Here is a 25,382-nt window from a genome sequence, read left to right on the forward strand (position 1 = left end):
GAGGATCATGTCGGAAACTCCTGCAAGCCGAACCGGGCGCTTCCGGGCGTGGAAGCGTCGGTGCGGTTGCGTCCGACAAGGGGGCCGAGCACAACCAGCGTGCCCAGCAAAAGAAGAATTTCGAGAGTGTAGACCGCCGTGTAGCCGGTCGCGCGGCCCGCCATCGCGGCACCAAAACCGTCGGCCACGGCATAATCGCCGATCAGATCGCGCATCGCGCCGCCCATGGCGATGGCAACGCCAGTCGCCGTCGCCTGCACCGCGCCCCACGCGCCGAGCGCGAGGCCCGCCTTGTGGTCTTTCGCCAGATCCATCGCGGCCACCAGCGTGCCGACCGAAAACATTCCGACGCCAAGGCCGATCATCAGCGCGCCAACGGTGAGGAGGAAGGGAGCGGACAGCGGGGCTGCAAACAGCACGATCAGGAAGGCGGTGACGCCGATCACACCGCCCGCGCCTGAGAGGCGCAGCGGATCGCCGCCGCGAGTCAGGCGGTGGCCCGACCAGGCAAAGCCGATCAGCGCGCCCATTGCCCATGCGCCGGTCAGCCGCGTTGTCGCGCCCACCGAGAGGCCAAGAATCTCGCCGCCAAAGGGTTCGAGCAGCGCATCCTGCATAGCAAAGCCCATCGTGCCCAGCGCAATCGCGACCAGCAACCGCACCGTGCTGGGCCGGGCAGTGTATTCGCGCCAAACCGTGGCAAAGGCGGGCGGCGCTTCGGCAATATCGGTCGCCGCGCGGTTGCGGGCTTCCTGCTTCCACAGCGCGGTCATGTTCAAGAGCACGGTAATCACCGCGCAGCTCTGGATCACCTGCACGAGCCGCGTATGCGAATAATCCTGCAGCATCCCGCCGATGACAAAGGCAGCGAACATCATGCCGACCAGCAGCATTACATAAAGCAGCGCCACGGCGCGCGGGCGCTTGCCTGCGGGGGCGAGATCGGTCGCCAGCGCCAGCCCAGCGGTTTGCGTGGTGTGCATTCCCGCTCCGGCAAGCAGGAATGCGCCCATGCTGGCGATCACGCCGAGCGTAAAGGTTTCCGGGCCGCTCATCAGGATGAGGGCGAAGGGCATGATGGCCAGGCCGCCAAACTGCCCCAGCGTGCCGAACCAGATATAGGGCACCCGCTTCCAGCCGAGCACTGACCGGTGATTGTCCGAACGGTGACCCAGCGCCGCGCGAAAGGGGGCCACCAGCAGCGGCACCGCGATCATCAGCGCGACCAGCCACGCGGGAATGCCCAGCTCGACAATCATCACGCGGTTGAGCGTGCCGTTCAGCAGCACCAGCGCCATGCCCACGCTCACCTGGAACAGCGACAGGCGCAGCAACTGGCCGAGCGGCAGCTCGGTGCTCGCCGCATCGGCAAAGGGCAGCCAGGCCGTCGCGACCCGCGTCCATTTTGCCGAAAGGGGAGCGCGTCCAGCCATCAGCGGCGCACCAGCTCGAATGCTTGGGACTTGTAGAAACCGCTCGACACGCGATGGCTGCGCGCCACGCGCCAATCGGCGAGGGCGACCAGCCGTTCGCGCAGGCGCTTTTCCGCCACCGGCACAATCGCGGGCGAGCGGTCGCTGCGCGGAAACACCTTGCCGACCTTGTGCATCGCGCCGAGCAACGGCGTGTGCGGGGCAAAGGTAAAGAGGATCGATTGGCGGCACCGCAGAGAGAGATTGGCGAGCGTCGTTACCATATCGTCGGGCGAATAATGGATCAGCGAATCCATGGCGACGATGTGATCGAAAGTGCCCAGCGCGGGATCGAGCATATCGCCCGTGCGCCAGTGGATTTTGCCGTGGCCGGTAAAGCCGCCAGCGCGCCGCGCGGCGATGTCTACCAGCCCGCCAGCAACGTCGATCGCGGTGATTTCCGCGCCCCTGCACGCCGCTTCCATGCTGAGCGCACCAGTGCCGCAACCCGCATCAAGCAGGCTGGTGCGGCGCATATCGACCGGCAGCCAGCCGAGCAAAGTGCCGCGCATCTCGTCACGCCCTGCGCGCACGGTGGCACGGATACCGCTGACCTTGGCATCCGAGGTGAGATCGATCCACGCTTTGCGCGCCGTTCCGTCGAAATAGGCGGCAAGCTTTTCGCGCTGCGCGTCATATTGGGTGGGTGCATGGCTGGCCATTATTCGAACCCCAGGAAGTCAAAGATGTCGCGGTCTTTCATCGGTTGGGCGACCTGCGGTTCCACCCCGTCCCAGAGCATTTGCGCCAGCCGCATATATTCCATCTGCGCGGCGAGAACTTCGGGATCGTCACCGCCCATCTCGAACAGGGTGCACTTTTTCAGGCGGCTGCGGCGGATCGCGTCGAGATCCTTGAAATGGGCGAGGCGCTGCATGCCGATGGCATCGGCGAAGCGGTCAATCTCGTCGGTGGCGGCAGAGCGGTTGGCGATGACGCCTGCCAGCCGGACTTCGTAATTCTTCGCTTTCGCGCCGATGGCGGCGACGATGCGGTTCATCGCGAAAATGCTGTCAAAATCGTTCGCGGCGACCACCAGCGCGCGCTCGGCGTGCTGCAAGGGTGCGGCAAAGCCGCCGCACACGACATCGCCCAGCACGTCGAAAATCACCACATCGGTATCTTCGAGCAGGTGATGCTGTTTGAGCAATTTGACGGTCTGGCCGACCACATAGCCGCCGCAGCCGGTGCCCGCCGGGGGGCCGCCCGCCTCGACGCACATCACCCCGTTATAGCCTTCGAACATATAATCTTCGGGGCGCAGCTCTTCGGAGTGGAATTCCACGCTTTCCAGCACGTCGATCACCGTCGGCATCAGCTTCTTGGTGAGCGTGAAAGTGCTGTCATGCTTGGGGTCGCAGCCGATTTGCAGCACGCGGTGGCCCAGCTTGCTGAAAGCGGCGGAAAGATTGGACGAAGTGGTCGATTTGCCGATCCCGCCCTTGCCATAAACGGCGAACACTTTCGCGCCCTTGATCTTGTCTTGCGGATCAAGCTGCACTTGCACCGATCCTTCGCCATCGGCCTGCATTGCTTTGGGGGGTGTCATCAAGTTCATTACATTGTCCTCATTCAGCCGCGACTATGCCTTCGAGCCGGTCTTCAAGATCGTTGGAGGCCGCTTGCAGCGCCTCCAGCGTCTCGTCATCCGGCTCCCACAAACGGCGTTCGCAGGCTTCGAGCAGGCGTGTGGCAACCCGCGCCGAGCTTTTTGGGTTAAGCGCGGCCAACCGCTCGCGCATTTCGGGATCGAGCACGAAGGTCTCGGAAATCTTTTGGTAAACCCAGGGGTCAACCTGGCCGGTGGTGGCAGACCAGCCGAACGTGTTCGTCACATGGTCTTCAATATATTTCACGCCTTCATAGCCGTGCTTCAGCATCCCTTCGAACCATTTGGGATTGAGCGTGCGGCTGCGCGTTTCGAGCGCGACCTGCTCGGCCAGCGTGCGGACTTTGGCAGCGCCTTGCGTCGCGTCGAGAATATAGACAGGCGCGTCATGCCCCTTGGCCCGCGCCACCGAACGGCTGATCCCGCCAAGCCCGTCAACATATTGATCGAGATCGGTAATCCCGACTTCGACGCTTTCGAGGTTCTGGTAGGTAAATTCGACTTCGGCGAGCGCGCTGCGGAGCAACTCGCGCTGCGCCACCGGCGCGCCGTTCACCCCGTAGGCATAGCCTTTGTGCGTCTCGAACGCGTTCGCCAGCTCGTCGGGATCGGCCCATACGCCGCCCTCGATCATCTGGTTCACATTCGCGCCATACATCCCCTCGGCATTGGAGAAGACCCGCAAAGCGGCGGTTTCCATGTCGCAATCATGCTTTGCCGCATGGGCGAGCGAATTCTTGCGCACGAAGTTCTGCTCGGCAGGCTCGTCCGCCTGCGCGGCGAGCAAAGCGGCCTCTGCCAGCATTCGCGTTTGCAGCGGGAGGAGATCGCGGAAAATGCCCGACAATGTCATCACGACGTCGATACGCGGGCGGCCGAGCTCTGCCAGCGGGATCAGCTCCGCACCGCATAGACGGCCATAGCCATCATGCCGCGGGCGCGCGCCGAGCAGGGTCATCGCCTGCGCAATCTGCACGCCTTCGCTCTTCATATTGTCCGTGCCCCACAGCACCATGGCGAGGCTTTCGGGATAGGGCTGGCCGGTGGAGACATGGCGGGCGATCAGCCCTTCGGCCTGCACGCGGCCTTCCTCGCAAGCGAAGCGGCTGGGGATGCGGAAAGGATCGAAGCCGTGAATGTTGCGGCCCGTGGGCAGCACGTCTGGATTGGCGAGCAGATCGCCGCCCGGTGCGGGCTTGGTATAGCCGCCGTCCAGCGCATGGATCACCGCGCCCAGCTCGTCACAGGCGTCAAACGCGGCGCCGAGAGCCTTGGCATCGGCTTCCGGATCGGCCTCGATCATGGCGTCGAGCAGTTCCTCACGCTCGGTTCCGGCGGGTGACTGGCCGAGGACGTGCAGGCCCTGCGGGATCAGCGCGCGCTCCATCTCGTACAACTGCGCGGCGAGATCTTCCGGATTGGCGCAATCGATGTCCAGCACGTCGCACTGGTCAGCAATCAGCGCCTCTAGCGACACGCGCTCCGCGCCATCGGGCAGGCTGCGCCAACGTTCCACGCTCGCCTTCAGCTCGGCAAAGCCTTTGTAGAGTCCCGCTTTGGCAAGGCTCGGCGTCAGATAGCTGATCAATGTCGCGCCAGACCGGCGCTTGGCGAGAATGCCTTCGGACGGGTTGTTCGAGGCGTAGAGGTAGTAATTCGGCAGATCGCCGATCAGCCGTTCGGGCCAGCAATCCCCCGACAGTCCCGACTGCTTGCCGGGCATGAATTCGAGTGCGCCATGCGTGCCGAAATGCAGCACGGCATGGGCGCGGAAATCCTCGCGCAGATAGCGGTAATAGGCGGCAAAGGCGTGGGTGGGAGAGAACGTGCCGTCAAACAGCAGCCGCATCGGGTCGCCTTCGTAACCGAAGGCCGGCTGGATGCCGACAAACACATTGCCGAAATGCGCGCCGAGCACATGGATGCTCGCCCCGTCGGACTGGATCTTGCCCGGTGCCGGGCCCCATTGCGCTTCGATTTCGGCCAGATGCGGTTCGCGCCGTACGTGATCGTCGGCCGCAATCCGCGCCGCGACATTGGCGTCCGCGCCGTAGCGTTCGGCATTGCCGACCAGCACCGCTTCGCGCAGCGCATCGACCGAGGCGGGCAGCTGCACCGCATACCCTTCAGTCTTGAGGCGGGAAAGCGTGGCGAACAGCGATTCCCACACCGCGAGGAAGGCTGCCGTGCCGGTGGCCCCGGCATTGGGCGGGAAATTGAACAGCGTGATGGCGAGACGCCGCTCTGCCCGCTTGGCGCGGCTCTGGCGGATGAGCTTGACCGTCTTCGCGGACAAAGCCTCGGCGCGCTCCTCGCAGCACATCATCGCGCGGATATTTCCGGTGGAAGGCGTCGCGCAGTGGCGCTCGCACCCTTCGCAATGCCCGCCGGGATCGGAGCGGCCGCCAAACACGCTGGGGCAGATCGAACCGTCGAGTTCGGGCAGCGCGACCATCATCGTCGCTTCCAGCGGCAGCAGGCCCTGATCGCGCTTGCGCCATTCGCCCAAGGTTTGGAATTCGATGGCGTGGGCGGCCAGATAGGGCAGGTTGAGCCCCGCCAAGGTCTCTACCGCGGCTTCGGAATCGTTATAGGCGGGGCCACCCACCAGCGAGAAGCCGGTAAGGTTGATGACCGCGTCCACCGTCGGCTGGCCTTCGCGGACGAAGAATTTCTCTATCGCCGGGCGGGCATCAAGGCCGCTGGCAAAGGCGGGGATCACACGGAGGCCCGCCGTCTCGAGCGCGGCGATCATGCCATCGTAATGCCCGGCATCCTTGCCCAGCAGATAAGAGCGCAGCAGCAGCAGCCCGACCGTGCCGTTCTCGCCGCCCTTGCGCGGCAGCAGCCGCAGGCTTTCGCTGATCTTCTGGTCGGTGCGCGGGTGATAGACCCCGCATTCGGGATATTCGCGCGGTGCCTCGACCTTTTCCTCGCCCGCGCGCCATGCGCGGTCGCCGGTGGCGTAACGGTTGATGAGCGCGCGCACCATGTGCACGACATTCTCGTCCGATCCGGCCAGCCAGTATTGCAGGGTGAGGAAATAGGCGCGCACATCCTGCGCGGTGCCGGGAATGAATTTGAGGATCTTGGGCAGGCGGCGCAGCATTTTCATTTGCCCCGCGCCCGAGCTGGAACCTGCCTTCTTGGAGCCGCGCAGCTTTTTGAGCAGCGCCAGCGGCCCTTTGGCGGGGGCATCCATGCGGTATTGCCCCATGCGGGTCAGTTTCACGACCTCGCCCGTCGACATCATGCAGACCATGGCGTCGCACTGTTCGCGCCGTGCTTCCAGATCGGGCAGGATGGTGCGCACGTGATCGTCGAGGAACAGCATGGTGACGATGACGAAATCGGCCTCGGCAATGGCGCGCTTCGTGTCTTCCAGCGCGCTGCCGCGATCCCAGTCCGCTGCGGCATGGAGCGAGAGCGAAACGCCGCTGTCGCGCAAGGTTTCACCGGCGCGCTCGACGGCGCCTTTCAGGTGATTGTCCAGCGTCACGATGGTAACGCGCACGGGGGCTTTGCGATTACCGAGCATAATGCGCCTTTGCGTCGTAGAGCGTGTCGAGATCGATCCGCGCACGACCCTGGTCGGCAGCAAATGCTTCGGTGTTGCGCCGCGCCTTGCCGCGCACGAAAAACGGAATTTTCTTGAGCTCGCGCTCGGCTTCGGCGGTCCAGAGTTCGCCTGCGAATACGGGCTCTTCCACCACGGCATGCGCTTCGGCCTTTTTCGGAGCGTGCGCCGCATGGTGCGACGGCCCCGCCTCGTCCGAAAATTCGAAATCGTCGCGGAACATGGTGAGCAGATGCTCTTCCAGCCCCATCACCAGCGGGTGCACCCAGCTGTCGAAAATGACATTCGCGCCTTCAAAGCCCATTTGCGGGCTGTGCCGGGCAGGGAAATCCTGCACATGGACGGGCGAGGAAATGACCGCGCAGGCAAGGCCCAGACGCTTGGCGATATGCCGTTCCATCTGCGTGCCGAGCACCAGTTCGGGCGCGGCGGCGGTGATGGCGTCTTCCACCACCAGATGGTCGTCGGTAATCAGCGGCTCGACACCGTAGAGCTTGGCGGCAGCACGCACATCGCGGGCAAATTCGCGGTTGTAACAGCCAAGGCCGCAGACCTCGAAGCCGAGCTCCTCATGCGCGATGCGGGCGGCGGCAACGGCGTGGGTGGCATCGCCAAAAATGAAAACCCGTTTGCCGGTGAGATAGGTCGAATCGACCGAACGGCTCCACCACGGCATCCGGCTGCCGCTATCGCCCAGCGCCGGAGCCGGATCGACACCGGCAAGCGCAGCGACGGCGGTGATGAATTCCCGGGTTGCGCCCACGCCGATGGGAACGGTGCGGATGGCGGGCTGGTGGAAGGTCTTTTCCAGCCAGCGCGCGGCTTCATCCCCGATTTCGGGATAGAGCACCACGTTGAAGTCGGCCGCACCGATGCGGGCAATGTCCGCCGGGCTGGCGCCGAGCGGGGCCACCATGTTGACCTCGATACCCAGCGCATCAAGGATTTTGCGGATTTCGATTACGTCATCGCGGTGGCGGAAGCCGAGCGCTGCGGGGCCGAGAATATTGACCAGCGCGGTCTTCTCGCCGCGCGGGGTCACCGACGGGTCGGCGAGCGTGCGCACTACCTGATAGAAGGTTTCCGCCGCGCCCCAGTTTTCCTTGCGCTGGTAGCTCGGCAGTTCGAGCGGAATGACGGGGCAGGGCAGTTGCATCGCCTCGGCCATCCCGGCGGGATCGTCCTGGATCAGTTCCGCCGTGCAGCTTGCGCCAACCAGCATCGCCTGCGGCTGGAAGCGTTCCACCGCCTGGCGCGCGGCATCCTGGAACAGTTGCGCGGTATCCTTGCCCAGATCGCGCGCCTGGAACGTGGTGTAGGTGACCGGCGGGCGCTTGGCGCGCCGCTCGATCATCGTGAACAGCAGATCGGCATAGGTATCGCCCTGCGGCGCGTGGAGCACGTAATGCATATGCTCCATCGCGGTGGCGACGCGCATCGCGCCGACATGGGGTGGGCCTTCATATGTCCAGACGGAAAGCTGCATTGCCCCTACACCTCCAACACATCACGCCGCCGGAGCGGACGGGCGAAGAGCTCGGCGAGGTCGCCTGCCTGCTCGAAGCCATGGATGGGGGAGAAAACGAGTTCGATCGCCCATTTGGTAGAGAAGCCCTCGGCCTCCAGCGGGTTGGCGAGGCCAAGGCCGCACACGGTGAGGTCGGGCTTGTCCGCGCGCACCCGGTCGAGCTGCTTGTCGACATCCTGGCCTTCGGAAATGCGCGTGGCAGCGGGCAGCAGCGCCAGCTCTTTCGCGGTGTGATGGCGGTGGAGGTAAGGCGTGCCCACTTCGACCGGCACCATGCCAAGCTCGGTCGCCAAAAAGCGCGCCAGCGGCACTTCCAGCTGCGAATCGGGCAGGAAGGTAATGCGCTTGCCCGCCAACCGTTCGCGGCTGTGTTCGATGGCGCGCTTGGCCCGTTCGCGACCCGGTGCAACCACGCGGTTGAAATGCATTTCATCGACGCCAAAGGCATTGGCGGCGGCGCGCAGCCAATCAGTCGTGCCTTCCGCGCCGAACGGAAAAAGGGCATCGAGCCGCTGCGCACCGCGATCTTCCAGCGCCAGCGCGGTTTCCGTCAGGAAAGGCTGGGCCAAAAGATAGCGCGTATGCGTGCCGACCGAGGGGAGGTCGCTCGCACGGCGCGCGGGCAGACAATGCACGCGTTCGATGCCGAGCTCTGCAAACAGGCGAAGGAACTGGTCCTCGACGATATCGGGAAGCGCGCCAACGATCAGCAGCTCGGGCGCTGCATCAGGCTCGCCCGCGGGCATTTCGGGAACGAGGCAGGCAAGGCAGGCGTCCTCGCCCTCGGTAAAGGTCGTCTCGATCCCGCTGCCCGAATAGTTGAGAATGCGTGTGCGCCCCGCATATTTGGTGCCGAGTCGCTGGGCCGCCTTGCCAAGATCCATCTTGATCACTTCTGACGGGCAGGAGCCGACAAGGAACAGCGTGCTGATGTCGGGACGGCGGGCGAGCAATTGCTCGACAATCCGGTCAAGCTCGTCCTGCGCATCGACCATTCCGGCCAGATCGCGCTCTTCCATGATGGCGGTGGCAAAGCGCGGCTCGGCGAAAATCATCACCCCGGCGGCTGATTGCAAAAGGTGGGCGCAGGTGCGCGAGCCGACGACGAGGAAGAAGGCGTCCTGCATCTTGCGGTGGAGCCAGATAATGCCGGTGAGGCCGCAAAAGACTTCGCGCTGGCCTCTTTCCCGCAGCACCGGAGCGCAGTCCGCGCCCTGGGTGATCGGGGCAGTGTGCCCGGCGGTCATGCGGTCGCCATTTCGGCGCGGCGCGCTCTCGATGCATCGATCCGGGCGGCGCGCAGCTTGATGATGAATTGCGCGGCGTTGATAACGTAGGTGGCGTAGGCTGCCAGTGCGACGAACAGCCGCTGCTCCATTGTGCCGATCCCGGCCAGCAGCATCACCAGATAGGCGGTGTGCAGCGCGAGCACGAGCATGGAGAACACGTCTTCCCAGAAGAACGGTTTGGCAAACAGCCATTTGCCGAACACGACCTTCTCCCAGATCGAGCCGGTTATCATGATGGTGTAGAGCACCAGTGTTTTGATCACGACCGAAAGATCAGCCGCGAAGGCGCCGCGCCCTGTGTCCAGAAAGCGCAACACCAGCACCACGCTGATGAGGAAGACGACAAATTGCAGCGGCGCGAGCAGGCCCTGGACAAGCGTCCAATAGCTTTCATCCCGGCGCTTGCGCTGCTCGGGCGTGTAAAGGGGTGCAGCGGGCGCTTTGCCGCTGGTTTGCTTCCCGTGGGTAATCGCCCCGTTCCGCATCACCAATCCTGTCCCCTCATTGCGCGACCACTTCTTTCACAGAACTGGCCTTCCGCTCGTTAAGAGAGGAACCTACGCCTTTACACGCCTATGTGTCAACTAAACTGGACGACAATAAAAATGGACACAGGAATGTTTGCCAGATTGGACAAATGGGCGTAGGCTCCTTGGTGTTCGCTGCAGTGCCTGGACGGTTCTAGGTGGCTCGAACAAAGCGCAATGCGCGTCGATTCCTGGGAGGGTCGGCTATGGCATCTCAATCCGGACCAGCGGGGAGACCAGCTTTCAACCGAACTCGCAATCTAGGCGATGCCGAGCGGGATTATCGCCGCAAATCAGCGGCTTTCCCGGCGGATGCGGTCAATGTCAGGGCCGGTTTGATCGACGATCCCAAGTCTCTTGGCGAAATGGTGGAGCGGGAAATCTTGCCGCGATTGCTGGTAGCACACAGTGCAATTGCCTCCGTTCGCGCGGCTCCGATTGCGCGCAGCGAATCGAGCGTACTCACGCGCGAAGAGATTCGCGGCTTTGTCGCCAAGATCCTCGATGTCGAAGTCGAAGCGCTCTTCCAACAGATAGAATCGATGCTTGCCCGCGGAGTTCGAGTCGAATCGATCTTTGTCGATCTGCTGGCACCCACGGCGCGCAAATTGGGCGAATACTGGGAAGACGATAGCTGCGATTTCGTCGATGTGACGATGGGCCTGTGGCGATTGCAGGAACTGATGCGTGAAATCGCTTTGCGCTACCCCGTTCACGCCCGCGGCAGCGCCCAGATGCGCAGCGCGCTTTTTGCTCCGATGCCAGGCGATCAGCACAGTTTCGGGGCATTGATGCTCGAAGAATTTTTCGCCCGCGCCGGTTGGGACAGCGAAGTCCTGCCGGAGACGGCGCGTCCGCAATTGCTGCAAATATGCAGCGAACACGCATTTGACCTTGTGGGATTGACGGTCTCAACCGACTGTCATAGCGGCGACATAGCCAATCTGGTGACTGCGATCCGTAGCGTTTCCCAGCTTCCCGGGATCAAGGTCATTATAGGAGGACAGGCGGTCCAGGCCGATCCTTCGCTGGTCGAAAGAACTGGCGCGGACGGTACGGCGGGTTCCGCCGAGACTGCTCTTGCTCTGGCGGATCGGCTGGTTCCGTTGCCCGCATTTGCGGGATAAACTGTCCTCTATGGCGTTTACATTTCTGGATGCTCACGCGCAAACACAGCATTGAAGGCAAGCTGCACTTCGGCGATTTCGCTGGAATCTTTGACGACTGCGATCCCGAAGCAGCCGCCAAGCTTGCGCTTATTGCCGGCGATATCAGTCTGGTAATCGACCGCGACGGCGTGATCCTGGGCGGCAGTGCCGATCCGGTCTTGTATCCCGAGCTTGAAGGCTGGATCGGTCAGGCGTGGCTCGATACAGTCACGGCGGATAGTCGCGGCAAGGTGAACGATCTAATCGCCTCGATGCACGCAGGCCGGCAGCAGCGTTGGCGGCAGATCAACCACCATGGCAATGGTGCGGATATTCCCGTGCGCTATGCCATCGTTTCGTTCGAGAACACCGATCGCTGTCTCGCACTGGGCCGCGATATGCGCGAGGAAGCTGCGTTGCAGCAGCGTTTCCTGCAGGCGCAACAGGCACTTGAACGCGATTATCTGCGGCTGCGGCAGGCAGAGCAGCGATACCGCCTGCTGTTTGATGAAGTCACCGACGCCGTGCTGGTGGTCGAAGCCGACACCCACCGCATCCGCGAAGCGAATCCGGCGGCGCATCGCGTTTTAAAGATCGCGCAGGGTGAACTTGTCGGCAACCGCCTGTCTGGCGTGTTTGCACGCGGATCGCGCGATGCGCTGATCGGTTTTCTGGGTGCGGCCACCGCCACGCAAACCGTGTCGCCGCTCTCGCTGGCCTTGGCGAGCGATGATAGCGAAGTCGCCTTGTCCACAGTCACGTTTCGCCAGCGCGGCAAGCCTTACCTGTTCGTCCGCATCACTGCCCCGACTCAAGTCGGCGATGCGCACCGGATGCTCGATATAGTGCAGCGAATGCCCGATGCCTTTGTGCTCGCCAATTCGGCGATGCAGATCGTTGCCGTAAACACCGAATTTGCCGAACTGGTGGGTGCCGCGCACAGCGATCAGCTGATCGGCAAGCCGCTGGGGCACTTTATCGGCCGCCCGGGTATCGATCTGGAGCTCGTCAAAGGCCAATTGGCGAAGGACGGCGTGGCCCGTAATGTCAGCACCGTGGTGGGCGCGAATGATGATTTCCAGGGCGAGCCAGTGGAACTTTCGGCCGTGCAGACCGAAAGCGACGATCCGCATCTGGGCATGGTGATCCGGCCTGTGGGGCGGCGGCTGCGGGACTTGCAACCGGCGGCTGCCGAGACGCCGCGCTCGGTCGAGCAACTGACCGAACTTGTGGGCCGGATGTCGCTGAAAGACATCGTCCGCGAATCCACCGATCTGATCGAACGCCTGTGTATCGAGGCGGCGCTGTCCCGCACAGCAGACAACCGCGCATCGGCGGCGGAAATTCTCGGCCTCAGCCGGCAGAGCCTCTATTCCAAGCTCCACCGCCACGGGTTGGGCAATCTCGGGACGGATGGCGAGTAGCCCGAACCGGTCGCAAGTGTCCATTTAATTTGACACCTTGCTGCGTCAGGCATAGCCTCTCGCAATGGTCCACCATGTTGCTTCGACTCCGCCCGTTTCGCCGCCTGCCGCGCGCGATGTGCTGGCCTTGCTCAAGCCGATCACATGGTTCCCGCCGATGTGGGCCTTTATGTGCGGCGTGGTGTCTTCGGGCGTGGGGCTGGATGGCCGCTGGCCGTTGCTGATCGCCGGAATTCTCCTCACCGGGCCACTGGTGTGCGGGACAAGCCAAGCGGTCAATGACTGGTTTGACCGGCACGTCGATGCCATTAACGAACCGGACCGCCCGATCCCCTCGGGCCGCGTTGCTGGCAACTGGGGGCTGCGCATCGCTATCCTGTGGACGGGCCTGTCCCTGCTCACCGGCTGGCTGATCGGCCCATGGGTGTTTGCCGCCACCGTGTTCGGGCTTGCCGCCGCATGGGCCTACTCCGCGCCGCCGTTCCGCTTCAAAACCAGCGGCTGGATCGGCCCCGCCGTGGTCGGCCTGACCTATGAGGGCCTAAGCTGGTTTACCGGTGCGAGCGTGATGGCAGGCGCGCTGCCTGCGCTGCCGATCCTGCTGGTGCTCGGCCTCTACAGTCTGGGCGCGCACGGGATTATGACGCTCAACGATTTCAAAGCGGTGGAAGGTGACCGGGCGACGGGCCTGCGCTCACTGCCGGTAACGCTGGGCGTGGAGCGCGCGGCCAAACTGGCCTGCGTGGTGATGGCGCTGCCGCAGATTGTGGTGATCGTGCTTTTGTGGCGCTGGGATCTGGCGATTTCGCCGCTCACGGTCAGCCTGCTGCTCGCCGCGCAACTAGCCTGTATGCCCAAGATGCTGCGCGATCCGGCGAAATATGCGCCGTGGTACAATGCCACCGGCGTGACGCTTTATGTGCTGGGAATGCTCGCGGCGGCGCTGGGGCTGGGGGGATATATCTGATGCATGGCTCGCTTTCGCCTGCGCCAGCTTCCACCGGCTTTGGCTGGCTGGGAATTGTCCGCATCGGACTGGTGCAGGCGAGCATCGGCGCGCTGGTGATGCTGGCGACCACGGTGCTCAACCGGCTGATGGTGGTCGAATTCGCGCTGGCGGCGGCCATCCCGGCGGGATTGGTCGCGTGGCATTACGCTGTGCAGCTTGCCCGCCCGCTGTTCGGCCACGGATCGGACAAAGGACGCGCGCGCACGCCGTGGATCATCGGCGGCGTCGCTCTGCTGGGCGCGGCATCTTTGCTGGCGACACAGGCCACCTTGCTGTTGGCGAGCGCGCCGGTGTTGGGCTTCAGCCTCGCGGTGCTGGCCTACACACTGATCGGCGTGGGCGTGGGCGCAGGTGGCACATCGGCACTGGCGCTGCTCGCATCGGGCGTCGCCCCGCAGCGCCGCGCTGCCGCTGCGGCGGTAACATGGATCATGATGGTGGCTGGCATTGTCGTCTCGGCGATCACGGTGGGGGCTTTGCTCAAGCCCTTTTCGCCCGATCGCCTGCTGCTTGTCGCTGCCGGACTGGCGGTCGTCACATTCGCGCTTACCGTGCTCGCCACGTGGCGGCTGGAGCGGCAGGCGGGGCAGTTCGGCAACGCTGCGAAGGATGACGCCGCACCTGATTTCCGCGCTGCAATTTCCGAGATTTGGCACGAGCCCGCCGCGCGGCGGTTCACCATCTTCATTTTCGTATCGATGATCGCCTTCTCGATGCAGGATCTGATTCTGGAGCCCTTTGCCGGATTGATCTTCGGCATGACACCCGGCGAGTCCACCCAACTTGGCGGGCAGCATCAGGGCGGCATTCTTCTCGGCATGATTATCGTCGGTGTCGGCGGCAGCGCCTTTACCGGCAAGCGGCCCGATGGCCTGCGCATCTGGGTGGTGAGCGGCTGTCTGATGTCCGGCGTGGCACTGGCTGCGCTGGGTCTGGCAGCGGTGGCAGGGCCGGGCTGGCCGCTGGCACTCAATGTGTTTCTGCTGGGGCTGGGCAATGGCGTGTTCGCCGTGTCCTCCATCGGCGCGATGATGGGGCTGGCAGGCGCGGGCGCGACGACGCGCGAAGGCGTGCGCATGGGCGTGTGGGGCGCATCGCAAGCCATCGCCTTCGGGCTGGGCGGGCTGACCGGCGCGGTCGGCGTCGATCTGGCGCGCCGCGCGATGAGCGATGACGGCAGCGCGTTCCAGCTGATTTTTAGCCTGGAAGCAGCGGCCTTCGTGCTGGCAGCAATACTCGCCATCAAGGCGACGGGCGGTGCAGCCGTCCGCGCGAGCATGGCAGCGGGCGAGCAGCCCACAACAGATAGCGAGCGGGAGGTTTTTGCATGAGTGAGACAGTATACGACGTGGTCGTTGTCGGTGGCGGGCCTTCGGGCGCAACCGCTGCCTGCGATCTGGCACGCGCCGGTCGCAAGGTGATGCTGCTCGACCGGGCCGGACGGATCAAGCCATGCGGCGGCGCAGTGCCGCCCCGCCTGCTGGAAGACTTCGCCGTTCCCGAAAGCCTGCTGGTGGCCAAGGCCAAGTCCGCGCGTATGGTCGCGCCATCGGGCCGCGCGGTCGATATGCCGGTGGGCGAGATCGGCTTTGTCGGCATGGTGGACCGCGACGAGTTCGACGAATGGCTGCGCAGCCGGGCCGCCGCAGCGGGCGCGGTGCGGCAAACGGGCACGTTCGATCACATCGAGCGCGACGCAGGCGCAGGCGCAATCGTGTGCTTCCGCACCGAACGTGGCGGCGATTTCCAGCGTGTGCGTACCAAGCTGGTGATCGGGGCCGACGGTGCCCGCTCCGCCGTGGCGCGCGAGAATATCAAGGATGCGGAGAAGATGCGCTGCGTCTTCGCCTATCACGAGGTCATCGCCGTGCCCGAAAGCACGCCGCAGGGCTTTGACGGTTCGCGCTGCGATGTGCTGTATCAGGGCCACCTCTCGCCCGATTTCTACGCCTGGGTCTTCCCGCATGGCGAACAGGCGAGCGTGGGCGTGGGCAGCGCGCACAAGGGCTTCTCGCTGCGGGGAGCTGTGGAAACCATGCGCGAGGACATGGGCCTTGATAGCTGCGAGACTGTTCGCTGCGAAGGCGCGCCCATTCCGATGAAGCCGCTCAAAAAGTGGGACAATGGCCGCGACGTGCTGGTGGCAGGCGATGCTGCAGGCGTGGTTGCTCCCGCCTCGGGCGAGGGCATCTACTACGCCATGACATGCGGCCGCATCGCCGCGCAAACGGCGGATGAGTTTGTGCGCACTGCCAATCCCGCGGTGCTGAAGAAGGCCCGCAAGGCGTTCATGAAGGAACATGGCCGCGTGTTCTGGGTGCTCGGCATCATGCAGCACTTCTGGTATTCGAGCGACAAAAGGCGCGAACGCTTCGTCGATATGTGCGACGACAAGGATGTGCAGCAGCTGACCTGGCAGGCCTATATGAACAAGCGGCTGGTGCGCGCGAAGCCGATGGCGCACTTGCGGATTTTCCTCAAAGATACCGCGCATCTGCTCGGCCTGAAGCCCGTCGCGCGATGAGCAAAAGCTGGATCATGCCCGCCGTGCTGGCGGGGCTCGCCGCCTTTGCGGTCGCCGCGATTGGCGGGACGCTGACCGATCTGGGGCCGTGGTATCAGGCGCTGGAAAAGCCCGACTGGAACCCGCCCGCTTTCGTTTTCCCGATTGTCTGGACAACGGTGTTCGGCTTTGCCGTGATTTCCTTCACCACCGCTTGGTGGAAGGCAACCAGCACCAAGGTGGCCGATACGCTGATTGGGCTGTTTGCCGCCAATTCCTTCCTCAACATAACCTGGAGCCTGCTGTTCTTCCGCATCCAGCGGCCCGATTGGGCGTTCTGGGAGCTGACCTTGCTCTGGCTCTCGATCGCAGTGCTGATTGTCTATTGCTGGCGCGTGTCGAAACTGGCGAGCCTCGTGCTGCTGCCTTATCTGGCCTGGGTCACGATAGCAGGCGCGCTCAACTGGCAGATCGTCCAGCTGAACGCTCCCTTCGGCTAACGACGCTGGCCATGTGATGCAGCAACTGTTCGCCAGCGGCCACGCGGTCGATATCGTGCTGGCGGTAATGCTGGTGGAAGCGGTTTACCTGAAGAGCCGGGGCTGGGCGTTGGGTGATATCGCGCTGCTGCTGCTGCCCGGCGTGCTGATGCTGCTGGGCCTGCGCGCTGCCTTGACGGGCGCCGGGTGGCTATGGATCGCCCTGCCACTGGCGCTGTCCTTCCCTGTCCATCTGTTGGATGTCGCCCGCCGCGCGCGCCGCCGCGATTGAGCGCAAAAAAAAGGGGAGCGCGAAGGCTCCCCTTTCCCCTGTCATTTGCGACCCTGACGGATCAGTTGGTGTCGGTCATCTCGGTGGCGGGCACCGCTTCGACTTCTACCGCATCGCTCGCATCATTGCTGATAAGCAGGCGTTGCAGGCCCGGATAATCGGCCACCATGCGCGCTCCGCCCATCGGAAGGTTCAGGCCCTGGTGGCAGGTCGTGCAGTTGACCTTGTAGGGATCACCCATCGGGCCGAGACGGTTCGCCGGGAACACATCGGTCAGCGGCGTAATGTAGGTCTCGTTGATGTTGCCCGCCATGCGGATGCCGTGCCACGCCGTGGTGCGTTGCGGCGTGGAATTGCTCCAGCTGCTGAACGCCTGCGTGTTGTGGCAGAAGGTGCAGTTCACCCCCAGCGACTGCGACATATGCATCATCAGCGAATAGGTCGCCTCTGTTTCCATCGTCGTTGTCGCATTGTCGCCCGGATGCATTCCGGTGGAAGCCACGCGGATACCTTCGGCCGAGCTGCCATCGAGCAGATAGCGCGCCACCGCGCCATAGGGCAGCGAGCTGTAGCCATTGGCCGCAATCGGGGTGTTTTGCCCGCGGCGGTTATTGGCGATCGAGCCTGCATTCTCTGGTTCGGGCAAAGTCCACACTTCTTGCGGGATGTTGTTCCCGCGGTGGCACGTCCAGCAGGTGACGCCGGTTTGCGCAACGTGGCTTTGCCAGTTCTGGTTCACATCCTGCGTCATCAGCAGCATCGAACGCGCCACACCCTTGGTGTAAAGCTCGTCCGAGGCCATGTTAGCGGGGTTGTGGCAGTAATTGCAGCCTTGCTCCGGCGCGACCCATTCGGTGATCGCTGCCATCAGATAGTTGAACTCGTCCGCTGAAAGATTGCCCAGCACTTGGACATTCTCATAGACTTCGGAGGCCAGCGGCCCGTCTTCCGCAACCACCAGCTCGTAAGGCGGAGGCGGCACGTCGCCGGGCACCCGAGAGTCGGTGACATACACCGCATTCATGCCGGTTCCGCGAAACCCGTCCTGCTCGGTCGTCTTGGGAGCAAGCTCGCAAGCGGTGAGCGCAAGCGGCGCCGCCAGCAAAGCGATGTGATGAAGCTTTATCTTACCCATCGTCCTTACTCCCCTACAGGTGCGGCAGCGGGATCAACCACGCCGGTGTCGGGATATGCGGGTGCGTAGCCATGCTCCTGCGCCCACAGATACCAGTTATCGACCACGGTGCCCGTCAACAGAATGCCGATGCCGCCGGTCAGCGTCGTCAGCACAGCAAACCACCAGGCCCAGCGGTGCACCGATTCCATCGTGGCGTTCCAGCCCATCGTCCAGCGCCAGAAAAGGGCTGCACGCTCGGAAGCTGTACCGCGATCGGTAATCTGCTCGATTTCGCGTTCACCGCCATACCGACCAACGGCGAGAATGGTGGCGCCGTGCATCGCGAACAGCAGTGTCGAACCGTAAAGGAAGACAATCGAGAGCGCGTGGAACGGGTTGTAGAACAGGTTACCGTATCGGATCGAGAAGGCTGCCGTCCAGTCAAGGTGCGGGAAGACGCCGTATGGCACCGCTTCGGCCCAGCTGCCCATCAGCATCGGGCGGATAAAGCCCAGCACCAGCATCAGGAAGATGGCGGAAGCAAAGGCCCAGCTCACGTGCTTGCCCATGCCAAGCGCCGAAGCGCGGCGATAAGTGCGCACCCACCACAAGATCACCGAAAGCGAGAAGCAGGCGCCTGCGAGGATGAACCATCCGCCCTCGGCCAAAGGCACGAAGGGAGAAAAGCCGTATTCCGGCCCCGGCGGCTCCAGCGACAGCCAGAACAGCTGGCGCACGAACTGCACCGGATCCCAGCCGACCGAAGCCAGCATATTGAAACCGATGATCTCGAAAGCGAGCAAGCCCAGCACGAGCGACAGGACGCCGCACCAGCCGAGATAAACCGGCCCGATCTGCGCCTGGCCGATCAGGCCCAGCCAATGGTTGAAAGTAGCGCGTGTGGTGCGCGAGCGGCCCGAGTCAGCTGTCGGAATGCCCATTTCGGGCGTGGCGGTCAGCTGAACCTGGGTGAAGATGTTTTGATATTGTGCCATGGATCAGTGCCCCTTCACGACCAGATCGGGAGGTTGAGCCACCAGGTCCACCATTCGGGCCAGCCTTTGGTCCACAACGGTCCACTGATGACGATGCACACCGCGCTCCAGAAACCGGCATTCAGCGCCAGCAGCAGGCCAACCCGGTGGATACCGAGCGTGCCGACCGAATAGCCGATGAGATCGCGGAAGAAGGTGTCTTCATATTCGGGAGTCTTCACTTCCTCGCCAGCAGCCGGGTTCGTGGCGGAGAGCACCAGCGCGCCGTGGAGTGCCAGCGCCAGAGTGGTGGTGAAGAAGAAGCTCACCGCCAGCATATGCGCCGGATTGTAATGGAAGTGCAGATATTGGTAGCCGGTATTGGACACCCAATCGAGGTGGCTCCAGATCCCGTAAGGGAAGCCGAAATGCCACCCGCCCATCAGCACGGGGCGGATAACCACCAGTGTGAAATAGGCAAAGATTGCCATGCCAAAGGCAAAGGGCACATGATAGCCCATGCCCAATTTGCGGCAGATTTCTACTTCCCTGAGCGCCCAGGATGTAAAGGAAATCAGCGCGCAAACGGTGATGACCTGCCAGAAACCGCCTTCGTTCAAAGGCGCAAAGCCCAGACCGTAAGACAAGTCGGGCGGGGCAATACTGATCAACCACGGGTTCCAGGTTGGCCCCTGGGATGCTGCATAGAAAATCAGCATCGTCCCCAAAGTGGCAAAGATAGCGGTCACGATTCCGAACAAGCCCACGTAAAAGGGGCCGACCCAGAAGTCGAACATATCTCCACCGATCAGCGTGCCGCCACGCACACGATATTTTCGCTCAAAACTGAGGAGCGCCATAGCCCATACCTCCCCCGCCACTGCTGGCGGGCCCATTGTTGATCAGCTGTTTCGACTGTGAGGCACGGCTGGCTGACGCCAGCCGCACCTCTCGCACAGTCAAATGGTCTAAACGTTACGTCCCGGCTCTACTCGGTAACCGTGAGCTGAGCCGTTGCGCGTGCGTTGGGGCCATCCATCCAGTTGTAGGTATCCGTGCTAAGCAGGATGAAGTGGATGGTGAAAGCCAGCACGGCGAGGAAGACGTGAAGTCCAACCAATGCCGTACGTGGATCGTACATCGTCCAAGTTTTCCACATGGTAATATTCCTTTTGTTTTTTCAAAGGCTGCGGCTTGAAACGAAACTCAAGCCGGTATGCGGATCAGCCGATCCACGGACGCCAGGCCCAGATCAGGGCGTGTGCGACGACTGCGATCGCCACGTAGCCCACGAACCAGCCCATGAAAATCTTGTGAAATTCCTTGGCCTCTTCCGGCGTCAGATATGTCCGAACACCGAAGCGATCATCGGGATCACTCATAGTTTTTCTCCAGTAGGTTTGTTGTGCGAGAGGCGAAATGCCTCCTGTTTATCCGCGCCCGCCGAAACGATGCGTGGATGGCTGCAACCCGCTGGACCCGGGTAATACGAAACTTGTAATCTGGTGGTGGCGAAGGCGGGCATCAGAACGCGCCCTCCGTCAGCAAAATGTCGGCAAGGCGGTCTGCCGAAACGCGCGCCTCGCCCGCTTTGCGTGCGGCCTGTTCGGCGGCGTCGCGCAGCCGTTTGGCGGCAGAAATGCGGATCAGCACCGGCTGCGCGTCGACCAGCGCATCGAGCTTGGCCTTGGCTTCGGCATCCCACGCCATGGCGGCACGCGCCGGAGTGGGATCGATCCGGTCAAGATCGGTGCTGAGCGGGATGATGTGGAACAGCGCATCGAACAGCGCATTGCACACTTCCTGCACCAGATAGGTCGCGCCCGAATAGCCCATAAAGGGCGTGCCCGTGTGGCGACGGATTGCGGCACCGGGGAAGCTGGCGGGAATGTAAATCCCGCGCGAACCGCACTCGGCCATATACATCCGCTCGTTATAGCTGCCGAACACGACCAGCGGCGGATTGGCATGGATTGCGGCGCGCACAGCCTGGTTGTCGGGCTTGACCCCCGCAGACCGGCTGAAAGCGAAAGCGCAGGGCAGGCCCATATCGTCTTCAAGGAATTTGCGGATGCCGCGCGCATAGGTTTCGTTCGCCACAATGCCGAAGCTGGCGGTAGCGAAGAAATCCTGCGTGACCGAGCGCCACAGATCCCACAAGGGTTTGATCGTGGTGTGCTTCTCGCGCTCGATAAAGGGTTCGGGGTCAAGCCCGAGCTCATCGCCCAGCGCACGCAGGAACTTGGTGGTGCTGTCGAGACCGACAGGCGCCTGGTAAAAGGGCCGCTCCATCAGCTCGCACAGATTGCGGCCGAACTCGCGGTACATACAGACATTGGCCTCTGCATCGGCGAGGCGGCGGATGTCGGCCAGATGGCTGCCCAGCGGGAAAACCATGTTCACTTCCGCGCCGATCCCTTCGATCAGACGGCGGATTTCGGCAAGGTCGCTTGCCATGTTGAACATCCCGTAGGCGGGGCCGAGGATATTGACCTTGGGCTTCGCGCCTTCCTTGCGCGGACGCAAAGCGGGCACTTTCTTCGGGCCGAATTCGGTCCACAGCCAGCTCATTGCGCGGTCGGCGCTTTGCCACTGGTCTTCGTCGATCGTGCGCGGCAGGAACCGCTTGATATTGGTGCCTTCGGGCGTCACCCCGCCGCCGATCATTTCGGCAATCGAGCCGGTGACCACTACGCAGGGCAGTTCGGGATCGAGCGTCTTCCACGCCCGCATCATCGCGCCTTCGGTACCGGTTTTGCCGAGCTCTTCCTCGCCCAGACCCGTTACCACGATGGGCAGTTCATGCGGCGGCAGGCCGTCGGTATAGTGCAGCACGGACGTGACCGGCAGGTTTTCGCAGCCGACCGGGCCATCGATGATAACCTGCAAGCCCTTCACTGCAGTGAAGACGTAGGTTGCGCCCCAATATCCACCGGCGCGATCGTGATCGAGGACGTAGCTCATGTGCCCACCGCCTCCGCCGCCTTGCGCGCCGCTTCGTTGATTGCCGCGTATTTCGCTTTGAAATTGGGGCGATCCTGCGGGGTGTCTTCCCACACGCCGGTCGCATGATCGGTGCCGACGCCATCGAAGAAGGCGGCCATCGTGTCCATCCGGCCCTTGTTTGCCAGCGCACCATTGATGACCTGCGCCAGACTGCCAGCGCCAGCCACACCCATCAGCGGGCGGGCGGAAATGAGGTTGGTGAAATAAAGCGAGGGGATCGCTCGCTGCTTCGCGTGCTGCACCACGGGGGTGGTGCCGATGGCGAGATCAGGGCCGAATTCCGAAATGGCGGCGATATCTTCTTCGAGGCTGGCGCGGAAATTCACCCGCACGCCCTTTGCTTCCAGCCATTCGCGGTCCGGATCGGACCAGCGCGTTTTGGGGCAGGCAGAGCCGACATAGGGCACATCCGCGCCGCTTTCGATCAGCAGCCGGGCCACCAGCAATTCGGAGCCTTCGTAGCCCGAAACGGTGATACGGCCCTTGATCGGGTTCGCCGCGAGCGCACCCCGGATCGCGCCGACAAAGGCGTTCTTCGAGGCGTCGATATGCGCCTGCTTGACCCCGCAGGCAGCACCAATGGCATCGAGCCAGGCGGCGGTCCCTTCCGCGCCAACCGGCGCTGAACCGACAATCGCGCGGCCAGCGGCTTCGAATTCGCGCACGCTCGCGGTGTAGAAGGGGTGGATTGCCCCCACGGCCGCGCAATCGAGCGCGGAATAGAGTTCGCGCCATTCGCGGGTCGGGACGACTGGCCCGGCGGCAAGGCCGAGCGGTTCCAGCATCATGCCAATGCCGACCGGATCAGCGGGGAACATTTCGCCCAGCAAAGCGATCGTCGGCTTGTCGGATTTCTCGCGCGGAGCGGCAACCGGCCCGGCGGCCACTTCTTCGCGCGCATATTTCAGCATCGCGCCTGCCAGCACGTCCTTGGCTTCGGCGTGGGTCGGGATGCCGAAACCGGGCACATCGATGCCTATCACCCGCACACCGTTGATCTGGTCAGCGAGCAGCCGTAGCGGCACGCCGCTGGCGGTGGGGACGCACAGATTGGTGACGATGATGGTGTCGTATTTCTCCGGATCGGCGAGGTTTTCGACCGCTTCCTTGATGTCTTCGAACAGCTTGCCGGTGACGAGCGTTTCCGAACTGAAGGGCACATAACCCACCGTCCGCCGCGCGCCGTAGAAATGGCTGGTGAAGGTGAGGCCGTAAACGCAGCAGGCCGAGCCCGAAAGCACGGTCGCGGTGCGCCGCATCCGCAGACCGACGCGCAATGACCCGAAAGCCGGGCACATACTTTGCGGCTGGTCGTGCGGGCCGACGGGATAATCGGCCGCATATTGATCGAGAATCTCGCTCTTGCCCGCTTTGCGCGCGGCTTCCTGCATGGTGGACGCACTGCTGCATCCGCCACCTTCGGCAGAACCGATATCGAGCCTATCGCGCTCGCGCACAGATGTGCTAATGTCGGTCATGGCCTACACCTCATCGTAGATGACTTCGAGGGAGGGCTTGGGTTCGAAAGAACCGCCGCGCATATCGGCCTGTGTGGCTGGCATCAAAGTGACGCTGCCACCCGTGTCTTCAGGGGAGAAGAGGCCAAGCAAACCGTCCTGGTCCAGAGGAGCGGGTTGGCGCGGCGGAGCCTCGGCGACGTTGGTGGCGAGCTCTTCAAAGAGCCCGCTCCATTCGCCACCAGGCTTACCGATAATCTGGTAATTGGCGGATTTGCGGCGGATATCCTCATCCGCCGGGATGGCTGTCAGCACCGGAATGCCCACCGCATCGGCAAAGGCCTGCGCCTCCCCCGTGCCATCATCCTTGTTGATAATCATGCCGGCCACGCCGACATTGCCGCCCATCTTGCGGAAGTATTCGACCGCCTTGCAAACATTGTTGGCGACGTAGAGCGATTGCAGATCGTTCGATCCGACCACGATCACCTTCTGGCACATATCGCGGGCAATCGGCAGGCCGAAGCCGCCGCACACCACATCGCCGAGGAAATCGAGCAGGACGTAATCGAAACCCCAATCGTGGAAGCCGAGCTTTTCCAGCAGTTCGAAGCCATGGATAATCCCGCGCCCCCCGCAGCCGCGCCCGACTTCGGGCCCGCCCAGCTCCATTGCGAACACGCCGTCACGCTGGAAGCAGACATCTTCGATGGCCACTTCTTCGCCCGCCAGCTTTTTGGCGGAGGAGGTTTCGATGATCGTCGGGCAGCTCTTGCCACCGAACAGCAGGCTGGTGGTGTCCGATTTGGGATCGCATCCGATCAGCAGCACGCGCTTGCCTTGCTGCGCCATCATGTAGCTGAGATTGGACAGCGCGAAGCTCTTGCCGCTGCCGCCCTTGCCGTAGATCGCGATGATCTGCGTTTCGGACTTCACCTCGCCCGTGGGTACGGGATCGGGTTCGATTGCGGCTTCTTCGCGAAGGGCAGTATCGGCGTCGAGCATAGTCATGCGGCTTGGCTCCAGTCGAGCACCATTTTCAGGCAATCGGGATCGTGAAAGGCGGTGGGGTAGGCTGCTTCCGCAGCGCCCGCCGGGGCGGTGTGCGAAATCAGGCCCGCGAGATCGAGCGCACCGTCTTCAATCAGGGTGCGCGTTGCTGCGAGATCGTCCGGCTGCCATTCGGCGGCGACCCGAAGGCGGGCTTCGGCGCGGAAGGCGGCAGGAAAGGCGAAGCTGGGGCGGTTGGCGTAAAATCCTGCCAGCACCAGCTCGCCGCGATGGGCGAGGCGGCCAATCAGCACGTCGATCCCGTCGGCATAGCCGCTGGCATCGTAGATCGCGGCGTAATTGTGCCGGTCATCATCCTTGGGAGCGATGACATCATAGCCGACCCCGCCGGTGCGGCGTTCGGCCTTGTTGTCCCACACCACCGGCGCAGGTGCGCCCATGGCAATGGTCAGGCGAGCGAGCAGACGGCCCAGCGTGCCGTGGCCGACAATCAGTTCGGGCGGCTTTTCCCCCGAAAGTGCGTGCAGCGCGGTCGCGGCGAGGGCGAACAAGGTACCGTCACGGCCCAGCGACTCGGAAACAGGCAGGGCGCGGGCGCTGGAAACAACGACTCGCTCCGCTGTGCCGCCGAACAGCCCCTTCGCATCCTGATAGCAGGTAGCGCCGGGCACGAAGACCCATTCGCCAATCCGCGCTTGCGCATCGGCCCCTGCATCAACCACACGGCCCACCGATTCGTACCCCGGAACCAGCGGGTAGCCCATGCCCGGAAACCGCGGCATCTCCCCGTTCCATAAGAGTTTTTCGGTGCCGGTGCTGATGCCGGAATAATGGATATCGACCACGCAATCGGACGGGCCGCAATCGCACAGCGCATGGCGCTGTATCGATAGGCGACGGGGAGCCTGTAGCGTTACTGCCATGGCATCCATTCGCTCCGTCCCCTTTCCGACCCTTGGG

Annotated in this window: 23 protein-coding genes; 7 read left to right on the plus strand and 16 right to left on the minus strand. The window is 63.2% G+C overall.

What is annotated here, in order from left to right:
• Window positions 1-5: 5 nt before the first annotated feature.
• Genes GC121_RS08525 through bchF form a run of 7 tightly spaced genes read right to left on the minus strand, consistent with a single transcriptional unit; the run spans window position 6 to window position 9,960 of the window.
• Window positions 6-1,433 (minus strand): BCD family MFS transporter, encoded by a 1,428-nt coding sequence (locus GC121_RS08525; protein ID WP_151973874.1) that lies wholly within the window; start codon window positions 1,431-1,433, stop codon window positions 6-8.
• Window positions 1,433-2,134: a magnesium protoporphyrin IX methyltransferase gene (gene bchM / locus GC121_RS08530; RefSeq protein ID WP_151973875.1), complete on the minus strand. Its 702-nt coding sequence runs from the start codon at window positions 2,132-2,134 to the stop codon at window positions 1,433-1,435. The genes GC121_RS08525 and bchM overlap by 1 nt, the downstream gene beginning before the upstream one ends.
• Entirely contained in the window at window positions 2,134-3,030 is an 897-nt protein-coding gene (gene bchL, locus GC121_RS08535; protein WP_199857808.1) for a ferredoxin:protochlorophyllide reductase (ATP-dependent) iron-sulfur ATP-binding protein, read from the minus strand. The genes bchM and bchL overlap by 1 nt, the downstream gene beginning before the upstream one ends.
• Before the next feature lie 10 nt (window positions 3,031-3,040).
• On the minus strand, window positions 3,041-6,619 hold the full coding sequence (locus tag GC121_RS08540) for a magnesium chelatase subunit H (protein WP_151973876.1): 3,579 nt from the start codon (window positions 6,617-6,619) through the stop codon (window positions 3,041-3,043).
• Window positions 6,609-8,144 (minus strand): ferredoxin:protochlorophyllide reductase (ATP-dependent) subunit B, encoded by a 1,536-nt coding sequence (gene bchB / locus GC121_RS08545; protein ID WP_151973877.1) that lies wholly within the window; start codon window positions 8,142-8,144, stop codon window positions 6,609-6,611. Before bchB ends, GC121_RS08540 begins: the two co-directional genes overlap by 11 nt.
• Window positions 8,145-8,149: 5 nt before the next feature.
• Window positions 8,150-9,433, minus strand: coding sequence for a ferredoxin:protochlorophyllide reductase (ATP-dependent) subunit N (locus GC121_RS08550; RefSeq protein WP_151973878.1), 1,284 nt, complete (start codon window positions 9,431-9,433; stop codon window positions 8,150-8,152).
• Window positions 9,430-9,960: a 2-vinyl bacteriochlorophyllide hydratase gene (bchF, locus tag GC121_RS08555; RefSeq protein ID WP_151973879.1), complete on the minus strand. Its 531-nt coding sequence runs from the start codon at window positions 9,958-9,960 to the stop codon at window positions 9,430-9,432. Before bchF ends, GC121_RS08550 begins: the two co-directional genes overlap by 4 nt.
• A gap of 248 nt (window positions 9,961-10,208) precedes the next feature.
• Here bchF and GC121_RS08560 point away from each other — a divergent pair, with 248 nt between their 5' ends.
• From GC121_RS08560 to GC121_RS08590, 7 genes are all read left to right on the plus strand, one after another.
• Window positions 10,209-11,129 carry a B12-binding domain-containing protein gene (locus GC121_RS08560; protein ID WP_151973880.1) on the plus strand — a complete coding sequence of 307 codons (921 nt, stop codon included), beginning with the start codon at window positions 10,209-10,211 and terminating at the stop codon, window positions 11,127-11,129.
• Window positions 11,130-11,158: 29 nt separating this feature from the next.
• Window positions 11,159-12,574, plus strand: a complete 1,416-nt coding sequence (gene ppsR, locus GC121_RS08565; RefSeq protein WP_151973881.1) for a transcriptional regulator PpsR — start codon at window positions 11,159-11,161, stop codon at window positions 12,572-12,574.
• Window positions 12,575-12,638: 64 nt separating this feature from the next.
• Window positions 12,639-13,541, plus strand: a complete 903-nt coding sequence (chlG, locus tag GC121_RS08570) for a chlorophyll synthase ChlG (protein ID WP_151973882.1) — start codon at window positions 12,639-12,641, stop codon at window positions 13,539-13,541.
• Window positions 13,541-14,914: a BCD family MFS transporter gene (locus tag GC121_RS08575; protein ID WP_151973883.1), complete on the plus strand. Its 1,374-nt coding sequence runs from the start codon at window positions 13,541-13,543 to the stop codon at window positions 14,912-14,914. Before chlG ends, GC121_RS08575 begins: the two co-directional genes overlap by 1 nt.
• On the plus strand, window positions 14,911-16,107 hold the full coding sequence (locus GC121_RS08580) for a geranylgeranyl diphosphate reductase (protein WP_151973884.1): 1,197 nt from the start codon (window positions 14,911-14,913) through the stop codon (window positions 16,105-16,107). Before GC121_RS08575 ends, GC121_RS08580 begins: the two co-directional genes overlap by 4 nt.
• Window positions 16,104-16,586 (plus strand): TspO/MBR family protein, encoded by a 483-nt coding sequence (locus GC121_RS08585; RefSeq protein WP_151973885.1) that lies wholly within the window; start codon window positions 16,104-16,106, stop codon window positions 16,584-16,586. Before GC121_RS08580 ends, GC121_RS08585 begins: the two co-directional genes overlap by 4 nt.
• Window positions 16,587-16,602: 16 nt before the next feature.
• Window positions 16,603-16,857: a hypothetical protein gene (locus GC121_RS08590; protein ID WP_151973886.1), complete on the plus strand. Its 255-nt coding sequence runs from the start codon at window positions 16,603-16,605 to the stop codon at window positions 16,855-16,857.
• A 61-nt stretch (window positions 16,858-16,918) separates the two neighbouring features.
• Here the strand turns inward: GC121_RS08590 and pufC are convergent, their stop codons facing one another.
• The 9 genes from pufC to bchC all read right to left on the minus strand — a co-directional run bounded on the left by pufC (window position 16,919) and on the right by bchC (window position 25,354).
• On the minus strand, window positions 16,919-17,992 hold the full coding sequence (gene pufC, locus GC121_RS08595) for a photosynthetic reaction center cytochrome PufC (RefSeq protein ID WP_151973887.1): 1,074 nt from the start codon (window positions 17,990-17,992) through the stop codon (window positions 16,919-16,921).
• A gap of 5 nt (window positions 17,993-17,997) precedes the next feature.
• Window positions 17,998-18,969, minus strand: coding sequence for a photosynthetic reaction center subunit M (gene pufM / locus GC121_RS08600; protein ID WP_151973888.1), 972 nt, complete (start codon window positions 18,967-18,969; stop codon window positions 17,998-18,000).
• 14 nt (window positions 18,970-18,983) lie between these two features.
• On the minus strand, window positions 18,984-19,808 hold the full coding sequence (pufL, locus tag GC121_RS08605) for a photosynthetic reaction center subunit L (protein WP_151973889.1): 825 nt from the start codon (window positions 19,806-19,808) through the stop codon (window positions 18,984-18,986).
• 128 nt (window positions 19,809-19,936) lie between these two features.
• The gene (gene pufA / locus GC121_RS08610) at window positions 19,937-20,107 is read right to left on the minus strand and encodes a light-harvesting antenna LH1, alpha subunit (protein WP_151973890.1); all 171 of its coding nucleotides are present in this window, start codon (window positions 20,105-20,107) and stop codon (window positions 19,937-19,939) included.
• Window positions 20,108-20,171: 64 nt separating this feature from the next.
• Window positions 20,172-20,330, minus strand: a complete 159-nt coding sequence (gene pufB, locus GC121_RS08615; protein WP_151973891.1) for a light-harvesting antenna LH1, beta subunit — start codon at window positions 20,328-20,330, stop codon at window positions 20,172-20,174.
• Window positions 20,331-20,472: 142 nt separating this feature from the next.
• A complete protein-coding gene (bchZ, locus tag GC121_RS08620; protein WP_151973892.1) occupies window positions 20,473-21,912 on the minus strand; it encodes a chlorophyllide a reductase subunit Z in 1,440 nt (479 codons plus the stop codon).
• Window positions 21,909-23,432 (minus strand): chlorophyllide a reductase subunit Y, encoded by a 1,524-nt coding sequence (bchY, locus tag GC121_RS08625; protein WP_151973893.1) that lies wholly within the window; start codon window positions 23,430-23,432, stop codon window positions 21,909-21,911. Before bchY ends, bchZ begins: the two co-directional genes overlap by 4 nt.
• A gap of 3 nt (window positions 23,433-23,435) precedes the next feature.
• Window positions 23,436-24,422 (minus strand): chlorophyllide a reductase iron protein subunit X, encoded by a 987-nt coding sequence (locus GC121_RS08630; protein ID WP_151973894.1) that lies wholly within the window; start codon window positions 24,420-24,422, stop codon window positions 23,436-23,438.
• Window positions 24,419-25,354: a chlorophyll synthesis pathway protein BchC gene (bchC, locus tag GC121_RS08635; protein WP_151973895.1), complete on the minus strand. Its 936-nt coding sequence runs from the start codon at window positions 25,352-25,354 to the stop codon at window positions 24,419-24,421. Before bchC ends, GC121_RS08630 begins: the two co-directional genes overlap by 4 nt.
• Window positions 25,355-25,382: the final 28 nt, after the last annotated feature.

This window comes from Erythrobacter sp. EC-HK427 (assembly GCF_902498745.1).
GTDB lineage: Bacteria > Pseudomonadota > Alphaproteobacteria > Sphingomonadales > Sphingomonadaceae > Alteraurantiacibacter.